19 protein-coding genes are annotated in these 21,404 nt (G+C 37.3%); 1 reads left to right on the top strand and 18 read right to left on the bottom strand.

The features are described 5' to 3' along the window. Positions 1-174: 174 nt before the first annotated feature. The 11 genes from SJW71_RS06790 to citZ all read right to left on the bottom strand — a co-directional run bounded on the left by SJW71_RS06790 (position 175) and on the right by citZ (position 10,838). Positions 175-597, bottom strand: a complete 423-nt coding sequence (locus SJW71_RS06790; protein ID WP_274794058.1) for a DNA polymerase I — start codon at positions 595-597, stop codon at positions 175-177. A 173-nt stretch (positions 598-770) separates the two neighbouring features. After that, positions 771-1,781 carry a protease modulator HflC gene (hflC, locus tag SJW71_RS06785; protein WP_431811884.1) on the bottom strand — a complete coding sequence of 337 codons (1,011 nt, stop codon included), beginning with the start codon at positions 1,779-1,781 and terminating at the stop codon, positions 771-773. Next, positions 1,781-2,743: an FtsH protease activity modulator HflK gene (gene hflK, locus SJW71_RS06780; RefSeq protein WP_312506598.1), complete on the bottom strand. Its 963-nt coding sequence runs from the start codon at positions 2,741-2,743 to the stop codon at positions 1,781-1,783. Before hflK ends, hflC begins: the two co-directional genes overlap by 1 nt. A 137-nt stretch (positions 2,744-2,880) precedes the next feature. Continuing rightward, on the bottom strand, positions 2,881-3,594 hold the full coding sequence (locus SJW71_RS06775) for an LrgB family protein (RefSeq protein WP_431811883.1): 714 nt from the start codon (positions 3,592-3,594) through the stop codon (positions 2,881-2,883). Further along, the gene (locus SJW71_RS06770; protein ID WP_274797365.1) at positions 3,591-3,962 is read right to left on the bottom strand and encodes a CidA/LrgA family holin-like protein; all 372 of its coding nucleotides are present in this window, start codon (positions 3,960-3,962) and stop codon (positions 3,591-3,593) included. Before SJW71_RS06770 ends, SJW71_RS06775 begins: the two co-directional genes overlap by 4 nt. A 354-nt stretch (positions 3,963-4,316) precedes the next feature. Then, the gene (gene pnpS / locus SJW71_RS06765; protein WP_274794062.1) at positions 4,317-5,852 is read right to left on the bottom strand and encodes a two-component system histidine kinase PnpS; all 1,536 of its coding nucleotides are present in this window, start codon (positions 5,850-5,852) and stop codon (positions 4,317-4,319) included. Beyond that, positions 5,849-6,565, bottom strand: a complete 717-nt coding sequence (locus tag SJW71_RS06760) for a response regulator transcription factor (protein ID WP_274794063.1) — start codon at positions 6,563-6,565, stop codon at positions 5,849-5,851. The genes pnpS and SJW71_RS06760 overlap by 4 nt, the downstream gene beginning before the upstream one ends. Positions 6,566-6,617: 52 nt before the next feature. Then, positions 6,618-7,058 (bottom strand): MaoC/PaaZ C-terminal domain-containing protein, encoded by a 441-nt coding sequence (locus SJW71_RS06755; RefSeq protein ID WP_274794064.1) that lies wholly within the window; start codon positions 7,056-7,058, stop codon positions 6,618-6,620. A gap of 206 nt (positions 7,059-7,264) precedes the next feature. Then, the gene (gene mdh / locus SJW71_RS06750; protein ID WP_312506600.1) at positions 7,265-8,203 is read right to left on the bottom strand and encodes a malate dehydrogenase; all 939 of its coding nucleotides are present in this window, start codon (positions 8,201-8,203) and stop codon (positions 7,265-7,267) included. Positions 8,204-8,380: 177 nt separating this feature from the next. Continuing rightward, positions 8,381-9,643, bottom strand: a complete 1,263-nt coding sequence (gene icd / locus SJW71_RS06745; RefSeq protein WP_274794066.1) for an NADP-dependent isocitrate dehydrogenase — start codon at positions 9,641-9,643, stop codon at positions 8,381-8,383. A gap of 79 nt (positions 9,644-9,722) precedes the next feature. After that, on the bottom strand, positions 9,723-10,838 hold the full coding sequence (gene citZ / locus SJW71_RS06740; protein WP_274794067.1) for a citrate synthase: 1,116 nt from the start codon (positions 10,836-10,838) through the stop codon (positions 9,723-9,725). Between the two features lie 249 nt (positions 10,839-11,087). Between citZ and SJW71_RS06735 the strand changes: the two genes are divergently transcribed. Beyond that, complete coding sequence (locus SJW71_RS06735) at positions 11,088-12,053, top strand: AI-2E family transporter (RefSeq protein WP_274797366.1); 966 nt, start codon at positions 11,088-11,090, stop codon at positions 12,051-12,053. Here the strand turns inward: SJW71_RS06735 and SJW71_RS06730 are convergent. The 7 genes from SJW71_RS06730 to dnaE form a co-directional block, all read right to left on the bottom strand. Next, positions 12,037-12,426 carry an FxsA family protein gene (locus SJW71_RS06730; RefSeq protein ID WP_274794068.1) on the bottom strand — a complete coding sequence of 130 codons (390 nt, stop codon included), beginning with the start codon at positions 12,424-12,426 and terminating at the stop codon, positions 12,037-12,039. The two genes, SJW71_RS06735 and SJW71_RS06730, sit on opposite strands and share 17 nt — an antisense overlap. A gap of 216 nt (positions 12,427-12,642) precedes the next feature. Beyond that, positions 12,643-14,403, bottom strand: coding sequence for a pyruvate kinase (gene pyk, locus SJW71_RS06725; protein WP_274794069.1), 1,761 nt, complete (start codon positions 14,401-14,403; stop codon positions 12,643-12,645). 26 nt (positions 14,404-14,429) lie between these two features. Next, a complete protein-coding gene (pfkA, locus tag SJW71_RS06720) occupies positions 14,430-15,389 on the bottom strand; it encodes a 6-phosphofructokinase (RefSeq protein WP_312506602.1) in 960 nt (319 codons plus the stop codon). Positions 15,390-15,711: 322 nt separating this feature from the next. Then, on the bottom strand, positions 15,712-16,668 hold the full coding sequence (locus SJW71_RS06715) for an acetyl-CoA carboxylase carboxyltransferase subunit alpha (protein ID WP_274794071.1): 957 nt from the start codon (positions 16,666-16,668) through the stop codon (positions 15,712-15,714). Then, complete coding sequence (accD, locus tag SJW71_RS06710; protein ID WP_274794072.1) at positions 16,661-17,518, bottom strand: acetyl-CoA carboxylase, carboxyltransferase subunit beta; 858 nt, start codon at positions 17,516-17,518, stop codon at positions 16,661-16,663. The genes SJW71_RS06715 and accD overlap by 8 nt, the downstream gene beginning before the upstream one ends. A 24-nt stretch (positions 17,519-17,542) precedes the next feature. Further along, positions 17,543-18,184 (bottom strand): FadR/GntR family transcriptional regulator, encoded by a 642-nt coding sequence (locus SJW71_RS06705; protein WP_274794073.1) that lies wholly within the window; start codon positions 18,182-18,184, stop codon positions 17,543-17,545. Between the two features lie 130 nt (positions 18,185-18,314). Beyond that, positions 18,315-21,398 (bottom strand): DNA polymerase III subunit alpha, encoded by a 3,084-nt coding sequence (dnaE, locus tag SJW71_RS06700; protein WP_431811882.1) that lies wholly within the window; start codon positions 21,396-21,398, stop codon positions 18,315-18,317. Positions 21,399-21,404 lie beyond the last annotated feature (6 nt).

Here is a 21,404-nt window from a genome sequence, read left to right as displayed (position 1 = left end):
TGCCAACAATAACAGCATATTTCAAATAAAAAAGCCGATGACAACGGAGGGCCTTATCCTAATGATCGCTTTTGATGCACTATCCAATTTTGCAGCTTTTTGCGATTAGTCAAGTTGCAAACATAAAAAAACTTCCATTCAAAGAATAAACTCCTTTAAATGAAAGTGATTAATTTATGCTTTTATTTTGACTGGACGATAAAAAATTTCCTCATAAATAACCGTTAAGATAAACGCATTCATAAACGCAAATACTAAAAACAAAGGCATTCCACCTAATTGTGGCTGTGTTAACTCTTGTCCAAATACCATAACAGTACTAATTTGAGTTAAAAAGAATATAAAGCCAATCCCCACTTGCCAAATTGGACGCTGAACTTTACGTTTCTCATACCAAAACAGTTTTTTAAAGAGATTTCTTACATCCTCTGCAATGACGATACTAACTAAAAAGATACTTACAAAAAATACGGGTATATGATAAACAGTTCTTGTCATCCATGAAAATTCTGATAGGCGGAAGAACAATGTCAATAACGATGCTATACTACAAGCAATTCCTAAATTTTGGAGCCATGTGCTAATTCTTAATTTCAAAGCTATTACCCCCAACTATTCTTTTTAAACATTATCATTCTATCAAATTATAGTTGGGAGGGGAATAAAAAATTATATATTTCTATTATTTTCATAAAATAACATTTCAAATTAAGTGATAATTATAATTTTCATAAAAAAGTCGTCTCGATAACAAACGAGACGACTTGATGTTATTTTATATAACCAGATAATATTTTTGCATATGGTGATGAGGCAGGTAAAATGATAACTGTATCCTCTCCCACTGTTTTCTTATAGGATTCCAGTGTGCGGTATAAAGAATAGAATTCAGGATCTTGGGAGAATGATTTATTGTAAATTTTTGCGGCTTCTGCCTCACCCTCTGCTTGAATTAAAGCAGCTTCTTTACTTGCTTTAGCAAGCATTTCTTGTACTTGTTGATCCGTTTGGGCCTCAATACGACGTTTCTGTGCATCTCCCTCTGACAAGTACTTTTGGGCAATTGATTCACGATCTGAAATCATATTCGTAAAAACAGATTGCTCATTTTCAGTAGGTAAATCAATGCGACGAATACGTACATCTACTACTTCAATACCATAGTTATCGTTGGAAAGAAGTTCATTAACACGTTGAGTTACTTGATCGTTTATGCTACCTCTCGAAGAATCTTCATCGTTTATAATTTCAGTGTAGTTAATTCGGCCAAGTTCAGAGCGAATTACAGAATATATAAACTCTTCCATACGAGATTCAACTTTTTCAATTGTACCTGCATTTGAAATTAATAACTTAGGATCCGTAATACGCCATACCGCATAATTGTCGATAATAATCCGCTTCTTATCCTTTGTATTAATCTCTTCCTCTGAAATCTCATATGTCATTTGGTTTTTTGGTAGCTTTGTGACACTTTGGATAAAAGGTATTTTCATATTTAAACCTGGTTCACGTTCAAACTTTACAACCTCTCCAAATTGTCGAACAACAGCATATTCTGATTCTTTCACAATATAAATATTAGATAGTAGAATAATTACAAGAGCAAACACTGCAGTTAAAGTTATAGCTAGGGAGATATATTTCTTTGGATTCATAGGGCCCTTTTTTGACATTTTCACTACATTGTCCCCTGAATCACCATCTGATGGAGCAGCTTTTTTACTTTTACCTGATAAAAAATTGAGGAATTTGTCAAGGTCCTTATTTTTTTGGTCCATTAATTACCGCTCCCCTCTTTTTTCTCTGTTTGTGCCTGCTGAGGCTGTAATGGCTGAAGTGGTAAATACTTCATTGTACTACCATCATCATTCATAATATAAATTTGTGCTTTCGGTAGAACATTTTCAAGCGTCTCTATAATTAATCGCTCTCGTGTAATTTGCTGATTGCCCTTATATTGCTCATACATTTTATTAAAGACTGCTACATCCCCTTGCGCTTGCTCGATACGAGCTGTTTTAGTTCCTTTTGCTTTCGACATAATAGCATCTCGTTCACCTTCAGCTTCACTAATGCGTTGGTTTTCATATTTTTCAGCTTCATTTATTTTTGTATTTTTCATTTCCCGTGCATCTGTTACAGCAGTAAATGCTGCACGGACATCTTTATTTGGTAATTCTACATCTTGCAATTTTACACCTAAAACACTTATCCCAATATCGTATTTTTCAATAAGTGAAACTAATAATTGACGAGTATTTGCTTCGATGTCAGCTTTACCTTCTGTTAACGCTGCATCGATAGAAGAACTTCCGATAATCGAACGAATGGCACTCGATGTCGCGCTATGTAATATTCTTTCTGGATCTTGTGAATTAAATAAAAACTTATTAGGCTCTGTAATTTTCCATTGAACAACAAGGTCTGTTAATACAATATTTTCATCCCCTGTAATCATTTTCGTTTCGGCATCGTATGCCTCTAATTCACCTGATTTATTTTGCTTATAACCGAACTGTAAACTAAATGTTTCTTTCGACAAAATTTCAACAGATTGGACTGGCCATGGCAATTTAAAATGGAGACCTGGATTAGTTATTGTATCATCAGCACGACCAAATGTAATGACAACGGCTTGTTCTGATTCATCCACAGTGTACCATGATGTAAAAACTGAAATAAGAGCTATAACTCCAACTATTCCAAGTCCAACCATCATTAGTGTCCTTTTCACACTCATGTCTGTTCCTCCCTTTTATTTATTACTACTGTTTACGGAAGACATTTAAAAAAAGTTTCAAAATATTTTCATATAATTTACGGAGGGGGTCTCCCTTACCAGAGCTCTCAATTTAAAATAAAAAATCCTGTCACCTTTTAAGGCAACAGGATGTTAATCACTAGATGTTCAAAAACTGGGAAAATGGTTGTAGATAAGACAATGCTAATTAATGCGGCAACGATCATTGCTAGACTGGCAAATGTTCCTTCTAGCTCTCCAAATTCAAATGCTTTAGATGTTCCAGTGCCATGGGCTCCCATTCCAAGCAGTAAGCCTTTAGAAGAGGGGCGATGAAAACGACATATTTTAATGAGGATAGGTGCTAATAAGCTCCCTAAAATACCCGTTGTCATAACGAAAACAGCTGTTAGAGTTGGAGAACCACCAATCATATTTGAAATGTCCATTGCAATCGGTGTCGTAACAGAACGAGGCACTAAACTATGCACTAATTCATCATTTAACCCTACCATTATAGCCATGATAAAGGAGGATACAATAGCAACCGCAGAACCAACGGCAATACTAATAAAAATTTCAAATGCATGTTTTTTCAATAAATTAACATTTTTATATATCGGGATTGCAAACGCTACGGTTGCAGGTCCTAATAAATTGGTTAAAACAGTGGCTCCTGTATTATAGGATTTATAAGGTATACCTGTCAGTAATAAAATACAAATAATCACTAAAGGTGTAATCAATATAGGTGATAGCCATTCCTTTTTATTTTTTTTATAGATCATTTTACTAATATAAAAAACAGTAATAGTCCCTAGTAAGCTGACAATAGTAATGAATAGATTCATATTGTATTACCCTTCTTTCGTTGCTCTAGCCATTGTGCCGTATAGCCTGTTACAAACATCACAACAATTGCACTTACAACAATAACTAGCACAACCTTCATTCCTTGCATACCGAATAAGGCTTGATAATCAATAACTCCGATAGCAGATGGAATAAAGAATAATAATAGTTCACTTAGTAATACCGCTGCGCCTAATTCAATCCATTCAAGCTTGATTATATGAAACTGTAAAAGTAAAAATAATAGAACAAGTCCTATTATGCTTCCTGGAATCGGCAAATGAAGTAGGCGTGCAATAGTATTTCCTATAAATAATAGGATATAAAGATAGCCGATCTGCACGATACTTTTGACGATTTTCATGATCATCCTTCTCTCATTTTTTTCTCTGCCTTCACAGTCAGAAAAACACGATTCAAATGAAAAGAAGACTGATTCACTGACTGTAAAAGCTATTGTTTAACAACATAATCGGCGTAAGATTCATGTTAAACTTTTATGCTACTATACTTTACACCTATTTACCTTCCCTGTAAAACAGAAAAAGAACCTAGCGTCTAAATTTAGACAGTAGATTCTTCCTGTGGGGAATAAAAGCAGTTATTAAAAACCTTTAACAGATTTTTTATGGTTATCGTCTTAACAATTATATAGGGGGTTTCTACTAACAAGTATAGTACCCAAATATGAATGGAACATGTTATTCATGTTAAGGAATTGTTAATTTTTCGGAATCATGACAATCATTTTCGTTCCTATTCCGACTTCACTTTCCACTTGAATACGACCATGATGAGCCTCTACAAGATGCTTTACAATCGCTAGCCCTAAGCCTGTACCACCTGAATTTCGACTTCTTGCACGGTCCACACGATAAAACCGCTCAAAAACGCGGGCGATTTCATGCTTTTCAATGCCAATTCCTTGGTCCTCTATTTCTATAATGCCATATGTTTCATTTTCCTTTAAACGGATGGAAACGGTTGTGTTTTCAGGAGAATATGTAATAGCATTAGTAATTAAATTCGTCACAATTTGAATAATACGATTGGCATCTCCCATCACTTGGACATCCCTTTCAATGTCCACTTGGAAACTCATATTTTTCTCATCTAAGCGTGGTGCTGTCAACTCTGCTCCACGGATTAAAACATCCTGTAAGCCCATTGGCATAATATTGACAGTAAAGCCATGTTGCTCAATCTTCGAAAGCTCTAATAAATCTTGAATGAGCATTTGAAGTCGATTACTTTCTTTATAAATGATCTCTAGGAAGGAGATCAGCATTTTTTCATCTTTATAGGCTCCATCCAGTAATGTTTCAGAAAAGCCCTTAATTGAAGTAATAGGTGTACGTAATTCATGCGAGACATTAGCAACAAAGTCTTTACGAATTTGCTCTAATCGAACAAGTTCCGTAATATCATGCATTACAATTACAACACCAAGCCATCTTCCATGGTCGCCAATGACAGGAGCCCCGTATACTTCTTTATTGTAAAGCTCCTGTTGTATTTCCATTTTAATTTGTTGTCGATAAGGCATTTCAGTTAAAAATACATGATCAATAAATTGCTCCAATGATTTCGGTAAGCCAATTGTACGAAAAACTTTGCCCTGTACTTCATCAAGCTGCATACCAAAGCGCTCTAGAAATACCCGATTGACTATAGAAATATTCCCCTCTCGCCCGATCATCATGAGAGAGCTTCCCATATTTTCAATTAAGGTTTTCAATCTTTCTTCTTCCACTTCTCGTATTGTCGTAATATCCTGCAGATTACGTGCCAAAATGTTTATAGAATGGCTAAGTGGTATCATACGTTCATGTTCATTTTCTTGAGCACGTGCACGATAATTCCCTTTTGCAAGCTCTAGTGCCGTCTCTGTGACGTTATCAATCGGTGCAGTGAAATTACGAATCATATAGCGACTTATAATGGCAATTAAAATCAAAGTGATCGTAAAAAGAATAGCCAGTACTATATAGAGTCGGGTACGCACATACGTTAGCACAGATTCCTCTTGACCTTTGCTCTGTACGGCATACAATGCTTCTTGATCTTCCTTGGATAATTTAATCTTGCGCTCATCTATTACTTGATCCATGGACGCTTGTATTTGTGCGTTTGTTTGTTCATGGTATTGCTTGATATAAACAGGAAAAAGCTGACCTATAACAATCATTAGGACAGCTAGTATCGTTCCAAGTAAAAGCATGAATGTCAAGAATAAGCGTTTGCTCATTGATTTCATGTCGTTTTCGGCTCCTCAAATTTATAGCCTAGACCCCTGATTGTTTTAATGAACATCGGCTTACGGCTATTTTCCTCGATTTTATCGCGAAGGTGGCTAATGTGTACATCCACTATTCGAGTATCGCCAGCAAAATCGTATTTCCATACAGCACTTAACAGCTGATCACGCGTTAGTACACGATTTTTATTTTCAAGTAAGTATATGAGTAGCTCAAATTCTTTCGGCGTAAATTCCAGTGCCTCGTCTTGCAAAAAGACTTCAAAACGCTCCGGAAACACACGTAATTGACCAAACTCATACATTTTCTCTTGTGGTTCATCCTTATCATCAGCCACAACGTTTTGTGTGAAACGTCTTAATACAGCCTTGACACGCGCCAATACTTCACGGGGACTAAAAGGCTTGGTCATATAATCATCTGCTCCTAGCTCAAGACCAAGAACTTTATCAAATTCGTCATCTTTAGCAGTTAACATAATAATAGGCGTATTCATACGTTGCTGTCTGATTTGCTTACATACCTCCATACCATCTAGCTTTGGAAGCATCAAATCTAAAAGAATTAAATTTGGCTGTAAGTCGATCGCTTTTTCAAGTCCTTCTTGACCATCAGCAGCCGTTTCGACAGCATAACCTGCCTGTTCTAAATTATATTTCAATAATGTTGCAATCGAAAATTCATCTTCAATAACTAAAATCGTTTTTGTCATGTATAATGCCTCCGTTAGTGATTTGAAACCCCCATTTCAAATCTCAAGACGTCTATAATGCAAGTGGTGGAGTCACTAGCAACATACCTTCAATCACAAGCTGCTTTTGCTCATTATAGGAGTGTACAGACACAGTAATTGTATTGTCGTATTTATTGACTGCCGTTACCTCTAATAGCGTATCAAACAATTCATAATGATAGAGAGGTCCTAAATATTTTAAATGTTGCTCAATAATTCGTGCACCCGGTCCAGGAATATACTTTGACACAGCTGATGTAATAATTCCATTTAACATAATTGTCGGCACAATTGGCTTCTGAAAAGGTGTCATTGCCGCGTAGTCATGTTGAATATAAAGCGGGTTACTATCGTTTGTAAGCCCTAAATACAGCAATAAATCCCTATCTTCAATTTTTTCAGTTATATGGATTTTCTCGCCAACTGTTATTTCATCGATTGAAAGACCAAGTTTACCATTTTTTTGAAGCAAAGATACGCCAACCCCTTTTCTATCATATTACATTCATAGTATCAATTTTATGCCAAAAGTACAATGAAAAGCAGAAGAACAATAGCCTAAACAATATTTGAATATAAAAAAACGAGCAGGAATCATTCCTACTCGTTTTCTATTTTTCGAGTGTATTGAACACACTCGCAAGAAATCTGGACACCTTATGACGAGTCATTATCAAATTACACTAAAATTTTCATCACTTGACGGACGGCATCTGCCGATTGGTCTAAAGCCGCCTTTTCTTTGTCTGTTAACTGAAGCTCAAAGATTTTTTCAATGCCATTGGCCCCTAATAATGTGGGAACACCTAAATATAAATCATGATAGCCATACTCGCCTTCTAAATAAGCAATGGAAGGAAGAATACGTTTCTGATCTTTTATAATTGCTTCTGCCATTTCGATCAGAGCCGCAGCTGGTGCATAATACGCTGAGCCGTTCCCAAGCAGGTTGACAATTTCAGCTCCACCGTTGCGCGTACGGTCAACAATCTCTTCTAAACGTTCTGCAGAGATTAACGTTTCTAATGGAATCCCACCTGCAAATGAATAACGAGTTAACGGTACCATTGTGTCACCATGCCCACCTAATACAAAGCCTGTAATGTCCTTTACGGAGATATTAAGTTCTTCCGCCACAAATGCACAGAAACGAGCCGTATCAAGAACACCCGATTGACCGATAACACGGTTTTTAGGGAAGCCTGTTTCTTTATATACTGTATACGTCATGGCATCAACTGGATTTGTCAGTACAAGAATTGTGGCATTTGGTGAATGCGTTGCAATCTCTTTTGAAACAGTTTTCATGACACCTTGATTGATTTGGACTAAATCATCACGACTCATGCCTGGTTTACGTGCAACACCAGCAGTAATGATGACTACATCAGAATTAGCCGTATCTGCATAATTAGATGTACCTTGTACAAAAGAATCAAAACCTTGTATTGGCGCTGCTTCCCACATATCTAAGGCCTTCCCCTTAGTTGGGTTTTCAGCTTGTGGAATATCCACTAAAACAACATCACCAAGTTCTTTCTGAGCTGCTAAAAATGCTGCAGTAGCGCCTGTAAAGCCGCCACCAATTACTGAGATTTTTTTACGTTTCAGAGACATTTGAATACGCTCCTTTAAAATTAGGTTATATATTTTAAAAGAGGGAGGAGATATACATCTCACTCCCTCGATTAAACAAGTTTATCGTAAATATTAAATTTAATTTACTTTCACCCTAATTATATCGGCAGAATAAAACATCCGCTTTAGCGATAATTCCTATTGTAGAATAGAAAATTATAGGTTTTTGATTAACTCATTCGCGAATTCTGAACATTTCACTTCTGTTGCTCCGTCCATTAAACGTGCGAAGTCATAAGTTACAACTTTAGAAGAAATTGTTTGCTCAACAGATTTAGTGATCATGTCAGCAGCTTCTTGCCATCCTAAGTGTTCAAGCATTAATACACCAGAAAGTAATACTGAAGATGGGTTTACTTTATCTAAGCCAGCATATTTTGGTGCTGTACCGTGAGTAGCTTCGAAGATCGCATGTCCAGTTACATAGTTAATGTTCGCACCTGGAGCGATACCAATACCACCAACTTGTGCAGCTAGTGCATCAGAAATATAGTCACCATTTAAGTTCATTGTAGCAACTACATCGAACTCAGTTGGACGAGTTAAGATTTGTTGTAAGAAGATATCAGCGATAGAATCTTTAACTAGGATTTTACCTGCTGCAAGTGCATCAGCTTGAGCTTTGTTTGCTGCTTCTTCACCTTGTTCAGCTTTAATTGCATCGTATTGGTTCCAAGTGAAAGTTTGATCAGCAAATTCTTTTTCTGCTAATTCATAACCCCATTTTTTGAATCCACCTTCAGTGAATTTCATGATGTTACCTTTATGAACTAAAGTAACAGATGGGCGTTTGTGTTTAATTGCATATTCGATAGCAGAACGTACTAAACGCTCAGTACCTTCTTTAGATACAGGTTTTACACCGATACCAGAAGTTTCTGGGAAGCGGATTTTGTTTACACCAAATTCAGTTTGTAGGAAGTTGATGATTTTTTGAGCTTGTTCTGAACCAGATTCGAATTCAATACCAGCATAGATGTCTTCTGTGTTTTCACGGAAGATAACCATATCAACGTCTTCTGGGCGTTTAACTGGAGAAGGCACTCCATCAAAGTGACGTACTGGACGTAAGCATACATATAGGTCAAGTTGTTGACGTAATGCTACGTTAAGAGAGCGGATACCACCACCGATTGGCGTAGTAAGAGGACCTTTGATTGCAATTAAGTATTCGTTAATTTTGTCTAAAGTTTCTTGTGGTAACCATTCACCAGTTTGGTTAAATGCTTTTTCACCAGCTAAAACTTCTAACCATTCGATTTTCTTTTCACCGTTATAAGCTTTTTCTACTGCTGCGTCGATTACGCGTGATGCTGCTGCCCAGATATCTGGACCAATTCCATCACCTTCGATGAAAGGAATTACTGGATTATTTGGTACATTAAGTACGCCATTTTCAACTACAATTTTGTTTGACATTCTGTTGCCTCCTAAATTCATAATCATAGGACTGTGTTAGTGATAACACAGTCCCAAACATTCTAGCATATTTTCCAAATTAGCGCTCGCTGATTGGAACATATTTTTGCATGCCTGGTCCAACATACTCAGCACGTGGACGGATTAGGCGGTTATTTGCATATTGCTCAAGGATGTGTGCCACCCAACCTGAAGTACGTGATACTGCGAAAATTGGTGTGAACAGGTCATGATCAATACCTAAAGAATCATACACTGACGCAGAGAAGAAATCTACGTTAGCAGGTAATTTCTTTTGTTCCACGATCATGTCATGGATTTTAACTGACATTTCATAAAGCTCTGGTTTACCAGTTAGTTCAGTTAATTTTTGAGACATTACACGTAAATGTGGTGCACGAGGGTCGCCTTTGCGATAAACGCGGTGACCGAAGCCCATGATTTTTTCTTTGTTGTCTAATTTATTTTGAATATAAGATTCAACATTTTCAAGTGAGCCGATTTCAGATAACATCTTCATAACTTGCTCATTTGCTCCACCATGAAGTGGTCCTTTTAATGCGCCGATTGCCGCAGTTACACCAGAATAAACATCTGATAATGTAGCTACACATACACGTGCTGTAAATGTAGATGCATTTAACTCATGGTCAGCATGTAATACTAATGCTTTATCAAATGCTTCAATTTCAACTGCTGCTGGCTCTTCACCTTTAAGCATGTATAAGAAGTTTGCAGCATATCCTAGTTCAGGTTTTGGTGCAACTGGCTCTAAGCCTTTACGAACACGTGCAAATGCAGTTACTACTGTAGCAATTTTAGCTTGAAGACGAATTGCTTTGCGGTAGTTTGCTTCTGGATCCATAACATCCGCTTCTTCATCGAATACACCAAGTAGAGATACTGCAGTACGTAGTGCAGCCATTGGATGTACAGTTGAAAGTGGGTATGTTTTGAATTGATCGATAATCGCTTGCGGAATTGACATGTTGTCTGCCAATTGTTGTTTTAATTCAGCTAGCTCGTCCTCTTTTGGTAAACGAGTATGCCATAACAAGTAAATTACCTCTTCGAATGACGCATTTTCTGCTAAATCATCAATGTTGTAACCAACATATGTAAGTGTGTCATCGATAATTGAACTGATTTTAGATTCCGCTGCTACGATACCTTCTAAACCTTTAGTTGCTGACATAAATTATCGCTCCCTCATATTTATATTTTGTTGCAAATGCGTTTTTTATCTTGCATTTGCGGATTTTGCTCATATGAACCATTAAGTAAATCGCTTACATTGCTATTATAATCATTTTTGACAGCTTTGTGAATGAAAATCCTCCAAATAAAGAAAAAGACGTCCGAACGACTATATATTTGTCCTAAAGAGGTTGTTTTGTATATTTTGACATTAATTTATCATTTAGTTTGGGGTGAATATGTAAAAATGAGGAATTTAAAGTATTTTTCATACGAAAGAACTACAAGTATTTTGCTTTTTATTTTTTATTTAGTGATACTTTGGTTTGTGTTACCTGTTTCTCTTGCTATTTTTTTATCATTTTCGACGTATCCTATTATAAAATTTCTGCATAAATATTGTAAGGTTGCCTATTGGATGGCAGCAATTATTGTGGAAGTATTAATATTAACTTGTATTTTTCTACTTGTCGTCATATCCATCAACAGTATTATTGTAATATTTCCTGAAATTAGAGAAACATTACTTAATTTCCCGCTTTTTAGTGAATATGAATCCATGTTTGTACAAGTTTTAAAGGAAAAATCACTGTCGATTTTTGATTCGATCATCGTCTACACAGCAGATCTTTTCCAATTATTGATGAAGCACGTCATTGAGGTATTTATCTTTTTAGTTGCTTATTATTTCGCTTTACTAGAAACACGTAAATCACGGTACTGGTTTTTCCGATATGTGCCCAAAAAATATCGTCAAGAATGGCAATCTCACTTCGCAAAAATGATGCAACTTTTTCATTACTTCTTATTTGTGGAGTTTCAATTATTCACAATTACTTTATTTATTCTTTGTGCTGGATTTATGATCCTTCAGTTTGAACAAGCCATCATTAAAGCTTTCATTGTAGCATTTGCAGATGTACTACCATTTTTCGGAATTGGTGTTTTCCTTGTACCAATGAGTATTTATTTTTATTTCAACGGCAATACATTTTTATGTGTAGCCATTTTACTATTATATTTATTTGTACAATTAACAAGGCAGCTAGCCGATTCAATGCTTTGGTCCAATACACTTCAACTACGTACGTTCCATACATTTTTCATCAGTGCTGCCTCTATTCTATTGTTTGGCTTTTATGGAATATTGCTTAGTCCTATCTTTTTATTCTTAGCCGTAAAGCTAAAGGAAAACTCTATCTTTGAACGATAATAAATTGACCTTTTTTCATTTTTTTACGCATCCAGTAATAGACAATTGGTTGGAACATTTTTCGTGAAAAAGGCATGAGAAGTAGTAATCCAACAAGATCTGTTAAAAACCCTGGTAGCGCTAAGAACAAACCACCACCAAATGTTAATAGTGTATCAACCAAAGCAGCTCCTGGTGCCTCTCCTCTGGCCATTGTATTTTTTACATTTTGAATAGAATTCATACCTTTATTTTTCATTACATATATTCCAATAACGCTTGTTGCAACAATCAGCATCAATGTACTAAATACACCAATATTTTGTCCAATGACTATTAATAACGCCAATTCGGCTAATGCGTAGACAACGACACCAAGAAAAATTTTTCGCATATTTTTCCCCTCTCTACTTGAAAAAGCAATACCTTTTATACGTTATTATAGCCCAATTAGTTTCATAAAAAAATGAATGCCCTCACTCAAATAGAAAACCTGCCGTAGTTAGTAAGAGAAAAATAGAAGTTTACGGTATAGAGTAAAAATAGAGAGTGTACAACCCTTAGAAAAAGCTCTAGTACAACAAATCGCACTAGAGCTTTTTGTTAACTGTTAAAGAACACTTGCATGTCCTTTGTAAATAACACCTGTTTCAGCGTCCATTGTAATTTCTTGGCCATGACGAATTAATGTTGTAGCTTCTTTAACGCCAACTATTACTGGAATACCAAGGCTTAGTCCAACCACTGCTGCGTGACTAGTTAGACCACCTTCTTCAGTAATCAAACCAATGCAATTCTCTAATGCAGGCATCATATCACGATCTGAACCAACTGTTACGAGAATGCATCCTTCCGTATCGTAGGCAAGTGCCTCAGCGGCATTTTTAGCAACAACCGTTTTACCTACGACAGATGCTTTTCCGATCCCTTGACCTCGAGCGAGTAAATCTCCAATAATGTGTACCTTCATTAAGTTAGTTGTACCCGCTTCACCTACTGGCACACCTGCTGTAATGACAACAGCGTCACCATGTGTAACGAAACCATGCTTCAAGCTTTCATCAACAGCTAGTTCTAAGATTTCATCTGTTGTTGACACTCGTTGACAAACAATTGGGTATACGCCCCATACTAATGTTAATGTATTGGCTGTATTTGTAGAGCCTGTTACGGCAACAATTTGCACACCTGGTCGATATTTTGCGATCATTCTTGCTGTATTACCACTTTCAGTTGGTGCTAATACGGCTTTCACACCTAAATTGATAGATGTATAAGCTACCGCTTGTGAAATAGCCTCTGTCATATTAGCCTCTTTTTCACGACTACGTGTTGATACAATAGAGCGATAATCTAATGAATTTTCTGTACGCTGAGCGATTTTATTCATCGTTTGTACAGATTCTACTGGATAAAGACCCGCAGCAGTTTCACCAGATAACATGATAGCATCTGTTCCATCAATAATTGCGTTCGCTACGTCACTTGCTTCTGCACGTGTTGGACGTGGGTTACGCTGCATTGAATCTAACATTTGTGTTGCGGTAATAACAGGTTTCCCTACTTGGTTACATTTCAAGATTAATTTCTTTTGTACAAGTGGTACTTCTTCCGCTGGAATTTCTACACCAAGATCTCCACGCGCAACCATTAATCCATCAGACACTAGGATAATTTCGTCGATATTATCGACACCCTCTTGGTTTTCAATTTTAGGGATAATTTGAATATGACTACCACCGTTTTGTTCAAGCAATTCACGAATCTCTAGAACATCCTTTGCACGACGAACAAATGAAGCTGCAATAAAATCAACGCCTTGCTCTATACCAAACAAAATATCTTGCGCGTCTTTTTCTGTTATACCTGGTAGCTGTACAGAAACACCTGGAACGTTAACACCTTTTTTATTTTTTAGAACCCCAGCATTCTCAACAATCGTATGAATTAATCCTTTTTCCATATCTGTTGCTAATACACGTAATTGAATAAGACCATCATCAAGTAAAATAATTGAATTTTGTTCAACATCTTCAATTAAGCGCTCATACGTGACAGAAAAGCTTGTCTCAGTACCTTCTACTTCAGTCATTGAAATATCAATCACTTGACCTGCTGTTAAATGAAGCTCTCCATTTTTCATATTATGTGTACGAATTTCAGGACCTTTAGTATCAAGTAAAATCCCTACTGGTTTATTTAACTTTTGTGCTACTTCACGAATTAACTGAATACGTCCCGCATGTTCCTCATGTGATCCGTGTGAAAAATTCAAGCGGGCTACATTCATACCTGCTTCGATTAATTTTTCTAAAGTTTCTGGTGACTCACTTGCAGGTCCAATTGTACATACGATTTTTGTTTTTCTCATTTTTGCCCACTCCGTTTTATAACAAATTATATTGATAGTTCTTTCATTAGTGTATAAAGGCTTACATCTGCCTCATGATTCTTTTCGAAAGCCTCTGGCATATCATAGTCAATAACTTGATGATTGCGAATGCCTACTGCTCGGCCAGCCTTACCTTCCATTAGTAACTCAACTGCATGTGCTCCAAATTGACTTGCCAAGACGCGATCTCGAGCTGTAGGTGAACCACCACGCTGAATGTGACCTAATACTGAAACGCGTGTTTCCTTTCCAGTTTTTTCTTTCAACAGCTTTGCTAGCTCACTTCCAGACATAACACCTTCTGCAACAATAATAATACTGTGCTTTTTACCACGTGCTGCTCCACGATCTAAGCGTGCTACAATCTCATCTAAATTATAATCTTCTTCAGGAATTAACACTGTTTCAGCGCCAGCAGCAAGACCTGCCCATAAGGCAATATCACCTGCATCACGGCCCATGACTTCTACAATGAAGGAATTTTCATGAGATGTAGCTGTGTCACGGATTTTATCAATGGATTCAACAACCGTATTGAGAGCCGTATCAAAGCCAATTGTATATTCCGTTCCTGGAATATCATTATCGATTGTCCCTGGCACACCCACAACAGGGAAGCCCTTTTTCACTAAATCCATAGCACCTCGATAAGACCCATCACCACCAATGACAACAAGTCCTTCAATACCAGCAGCTCGTAAATTTTCAATGCCCCGTTGCTGGACAGCATCTTCTTTAAATTCTGGGCATCTTGCAGAATTTAAATGTGTACCACCTCGCTGGATAATACCACCAACTGCACCTAAATCAAGGTCTTCCATATTCCCTTTTACTAAGCCTTCATAACCATGCTTAATTCCGACAACATCAACTCCATGAAATGCTGCCTTACGAACAACCGCGCGAATAGCTGCGTTCATTCCAGGCGCATCTCCACCACTTGTTAATACAGCAATTTTTTTCATTGTCGAACCTCCTGCAGTTACTATTATTATTCACATTAACATGAAAAAACAAACTATGTAAGGGTTCTGGGGATACAAAAACATAACTTTTACATAAAAAATGAAAAGAATGCGCTTTCACACACTCTTTCCATTCCAAAACATCCTAAATCTAACATTTTTTCAAGAAGTCTGGCGTTTATTTTGCGCTGCTATCTTCTTTCATCTTTATAGCTTTTTAATATGTTGAGATACAAATTCTGTCTCTTTACGAGCAAATTTATGCCCTTCGTTTTTTTATACACAATCAGATAAAACATTCATTTGTTCATCATAAACAAGATTACGCTTCTGTATATTGTCCAATTTTTTTAAATTTTTCATAGCGATCTTCAATTAATTGTTCTCCATTTAGAGAATTTAATGCATGAAGAGTCTCACTAATGCATTCTTTAATAGCGAGAGCCTGTTTTGCTACATTGCGATGTGCTCCACCAATAATTTCAGGAATAATACCATCAATTACACCAAGCTCTTTTAAATCAGGCGCTGTAATACGCATTGCTTCAGCTGCCTGCTTAGCAAGACTACCATCACGCCATAAAATAGATGCTGCACCTTCAGGAGAAATAACCGAATATGTTGAATTCTCTAGCATAAAGACACGATTTGCTACACCTAATGCTAGAGCACCACCACTTCCACCTTCACCAATAACGATACTAATAACCGGTACTGTTAAGCCTGCCATTTCAACAAGGTTTCTAGCAATCGCTTCACTTTGTCCTCTTTCTTCTGCAGCTTTACCAGGGTAAGCACCCTTTGTATCAATAAAACAAATAATTGGCCGTTTAAATTTTTCGGCTTGCTTCATCAAACGTAAAGCTTTTCGGTAGCCCTCTGGATGAGGCATACCAAAATTACGACGGATATTTTCCTTAGTAGATTTACCACGCTGATGTCCTATAATAGTTACAGGCTGCCCTTCAAAAGTGGCAATTCCACCAAGAATCGCAGCATCATCACCAAACGTACGGTCACCATGTAATTCAATAAAGTTTTCGCACATTGCTTCAATGTATTGTAACGTTGTAGGTCGCTCTGGATGTCTTGCAACTTGCACACGATCCCAAGGCTTCATATTTGCATAAATTGATTGCTCAAGCTGCGATAAGCGCGTTTCCAGCTTTTCAATTTCACCTGACATATCTACATCTGCTTCTGCAGCAATTGTTTTTAGTTCATCAATTTTCTCTCGTAATTGTACGACTGGTTCTTCAAATGCTAAATTTTTAGACATGTTGCACGCCGCCTTTCGTATGCATTTTTACAAGTAAGGAAACTTGTTTGCGTAAATCTTTGCGATGGAAGATTGCATCAAGCTGACCATGCTCTAATAAAAATTCTGCAGTTTGGAAATCGCTTGGCAGTTTTTCTCTTACAGTTTCTTCAATAACCCGACGTCCTGCAAAACCAATTAATGCTTGTGGCTCTGCAATATTTATATCACCAACGGAAGCAAAGCTTGCAGAAACTCCACCAGTTGTTGGATGCGTTAAAATAGAAATGAATAATAAACCTTGATCACTATGGCGTTTTAAGGCTACGCTCGTTTTCGCCATTTGCATTAATGATAGTACACCCTCTTGCATACGTGCCCCGCCACTAGCAGTAAAGATAATAAACGGCACACCTAGTTCTGTTGCTTTTTCCACAGCGCGTGTAATTTTTTCACCTACAACTGATCCCATTGAACCCATACGGAAATGTGAATCCATTATCGCTACGACAATTTCTTCTCCATCTAACGTACCGACTCCTGTTAGGACAGCCTCATTCAAGCCAGTTTTCTCTTGATCGGCAGAAATTTTTTCTACATACGCTGGGAAATTAAGGGGATTACTTGTTTGTAAATGATCATCCATAGATTCGAATGAACCTTCGTCTAAGAAATAGTCCACACGTTCTTGAGCAGTCATTTTGAAATGGTGACTACATTTTGTACATACTTTATGATTTTTTTCTAATTCCTTTGTTAGTTGAATGTGACGACATTCAGGACATTTCGTCATTAATCCTTCTGGAAATGAATTTTCTTGTCCGTCCTCTTTCTTTTTTCGATTACCACTAAATAAGCTGCGTATTGCCATGTTTGACTCCCCCTTTGTTGTTGTCTAAATGCTTTGTACAGTATTCATCCACTGCTCATAAGCTTTTAATGCTTCTTTTTCATAACCAAGCTGCATCGATTTCAACATTGTTTGAATGATTAATTTTTCATCTTCTGTTGAGTTTCGATCTAATCGGTCGCCATCATATGCTGCTAATTGAAACCAGATTTTTAATGAAAGACGATTACCTGACGTAATTAATAATTCTCTTAAAATATCTCGACAATTAACAGTTCCTTCAATTTCTAGTTTCACAAAAAAACTATCCCACACAGGTAGTGTGCGAAGAATCTCTGTACAACTTATTACGCGAATTGCTTCCATTTCATGAATTTGTCGCGTTAATTCGACATCCTTTTTGGATTTTTCATCTTCTAGTATAAACATCGACAGTATCTCTACTAACTGATGCTTATGTGTAGACGCAAGAAATGTTCCACCACCATGTCTCGTTTCTATTAGCCCCAGCAATTCTAAGCTTCGCAAAGCCTCTCTCACAGAGGATCGCCCGACACCTAGACGCTCTGATAGAACGCGCTCGGATGGTAACTTTTCACCTGCTTGTATTTTTTCCATTTTAATGAGTTGACGTAGTTGTTGGACGATTTCTAAAAACACTTTTTTTTGTTCGGTTTTTTGATCCATACGACTAACTCCCCTTATCAAAAAGTGGTCTGACCACTTTTAACGTTGTTTCTAGCTTACAAAATAACTGTTCAAAAGTAAAGAAAAAACTGCATAAAATTGAATGCAGTTTCTAATTTTTTGTTTTATTTCATACCTTTTTTGTCGTTTGCGCATGTTTTACTTTGATTTGCGGCTTACCAAAGCGTCTCTCGATTACACCTTCAACCCATAACATTTCGTCTTCCAATAAAAATTCCTGAACAACTTGAAAAACTTGCGGGAATAAGGTAATCGAAACAGTACCATATTCGTCCTGTAGATGAACAAAAGCCATTTGCTCACCTTTTTTTGTGCGGATTTTTTTCACTTCTTCAATTATACCAATGATTTTTACTAAAGTTCCATCACGCATCTGCTTCAGCTCTCGGCAAGTACAGGTAATATCATTCCAAAAATGCCTTTCTTGTGCTACAGGATGTGTTGAAATGTAAAAGCCTAAGCTTTCCTTCTCATGCATTAATTTTTCCTTTTGAGGCATTTCATCTGCCTGCATATATTTTGGTTTACCAAAGTTAAACGCCATTGCCGTTGCCATGTCGATATCTTCAGTCGGCCTTAACAGTTCAGCATGTTTTAAGGCGGCATCTATGGTATTGACTAGAATAGCACGGTCTTTGTCGAGGTAATCTAGCGCACCAGCAAAAATGAGTGATTCCATGACTTTCGGTTTAAAATGCTGTGCACTTAAGGCAACAGCTAAATCAAAAAGATTATTCAACGCCTCTGGATTTGATTGACGTAAAGCAGTCACTTTTTCTATCAAAGTATGCGGTACTCCCTTAATTCCTGATAAGCTATAGCGAATACCTTCATTTTCTACAGTAAAATATTTAGTACTGTTTTTTAATGAGGGTGGATAAAAAAGGATACCTTTATCTTTTGCCTCAAGGACAAAATGTTGAATCTTCTCTATATTTCCTGTTGCATTTGATAATAACGCTGCATAAAAGCTTAAAGGAAAATGAGCTTTTAAATAGGCCATTTGATAAGAAATTATACTATAGGCCACAGCATGACTTTTAGGGAACCCATAATCCGCAAAGCGAACAATGAGTTCGTATACTTCTTCTGCTACATGTTGATCAAATCCTTGCTTTAATGCGCCATTAACAAATGAAGCACGTTGCTCCTCTAAAACTTGACGATTTTTTTTACTTACTGCACGGCGTAGCAAATCTGCTTGTCCCATTGTAAAGCCCGCCAGAACAGATGCAATTTTTATAATTTGTTCTTGATAAACAATAACGCCAAATGTCTCTTGTAAGATAGGCTCTAATACAGGGTGGGGCATAACAACCATTTCTTTCCCAGCTTTTCGTCTAGCATAGACTGGGATAAAATCCATCGGACCTGGACGATAAAGTGCGTTTACCGCGACAATATCTGAAAAGCTCGAAGGTTGAATATCCCGTAAAGCTTGTTTCATTCCATCTGATTCTAATTGAAAGATACCTGATGTATCTCCACGTTGTAAAAGTTGAAACGTTGTTTCATCATGCATAGGGATGCGTTCAAATTCTATCCAAGGTCCTCCCGCTTTATAGATTGACCAACGTATTTGCTCTAAAATCGTAAGATTGCGCAAGCCTAAAAAGTCCATTTTAATGAGACCACACGCTTCAATATCCCCCATCGGCCATTGTGTACTATATATACCATCATGTCCTTCTTCAATAGGTACAGTGTTTACTAACGGAGATGGAGCGATGACAATACCCGCTGCATGTGTGGAGGAATTTCTCGGCAGTCCTTCTAATTTAAGTGCTACATCCAACCACTGCTGATGCTTTTCATTCTCCGCTAACCAGACTTGAAAGTCTTGTGATTCTGCCACAGCCCTTTGTAAAGTAATACCTGGCTTATTAGGAATCATTTTCGAGATTTTTTCTAACGTCTCGGCCTCAAAGCTAAAAACCCTCGCCACATCTCTAGCTACTGCTTTTGCAGACAATGTCCCAAATGTAATAATTTGCGCAACATTCGCTTTGCCATATTTTTGTGCAACATACTGAATAACCTGGTGCCTTTTACTATCGACAAAATCGATATCAATATCAGGTAAAGAGATTCTTTCAGGATTTAAAAATCGTTCAAATAATAAACCATAGGCTAGTGGATCTACTTGTGTTATGAATAGGCTATAGGCCACAAGCGAACCCGCGGAGGAACCACGACCAGGTCCAGTCAAAATACGATTTTCTTTCGCATAACGCATAAAGTCTGCAACAACTAAAAAATAGTCAGCAAAGCCCATTGAACAAATAACTTCCAGTTCATGTTGTAACCTTTCCTGATAGGCAGTCGGAATTGCCATTTGATTCAAGCGTTTTTCCAATCCTGAAAATGCTTCACTAACCAAGAAACTTTCAGCTGTTTCACCTACAGGCAAAGGATATTTAGGCATTTGCACAGGCATTTCAGGGATACTAGCTGTGCAACTAGCAAGCATGTTTACGCTAGACTCCAACCACTCTGGTCGATCAGCAAACCAATTTTGCCATTCATATGCCGTAGGAGCAAAATAGCCTTGTAAGTCAGCCGTTAACAATGTACCACCCAGTTTTTCTCCCGTATCAATCGCTCTAGCCACCTCATAAGCAAAGTGATCTTCTGGACGTAAAAAATAACAACTTTGAGTGGCAACAAGTGGAATTGTCTGTTCCTCGCACCAAACAACTATATCTCCTTCATTAGGTGCTTTTACCCCTCCAGGTCGTGCAATTCCCATATAAAAATGATGGTTAAATAGCTGGACAAAAGCAGTAATTATTGCCTGCCAGTCCGTTAAGTCCACAAAATCACTTGTAGAAAGCATGGCGATACATCCTGCTGCATATCCCTCAAGCCACTTCCATGGCAATACTTCATCATGTCTAATTGAAATAGCACTACTAATCTTTAAAAGATGCTGATAGCCTTCTTGAGTCTGTGCATACAGTACAACGGGTATACGATGATCCTGCCACTGTACGATAACCGAAAGCCCTATGACCGCATGGATATTTGCTTGCTGCAACGCTTTACAAAAAGGCAAAAGCCCGTACAACTTCGTATTTACGATTGCACAGGCCTGTGTTTTTTGCTCTTGTAAAAAAGGAATCAATTGTTCAAGCCGAATTGTGCTTTTCAATAAATCCGCGCTCGTATGCATCTTTGTATATACATGTGTCAAATGAAT

This window comes from Lysinibacillus sp. FW12 (assembly GCF_050817245.1).
Classification (GTDB): Bacteria; Bacillota; Bacilli; order Bacillales_A; family Planococcaceae; genus Lysinibacillus; species Lysinibacillus irui.
Note: the sequence above shows the minus strand (reverse complement) of the source record. Positions and strands in the feature narration are given on the sequence as shown.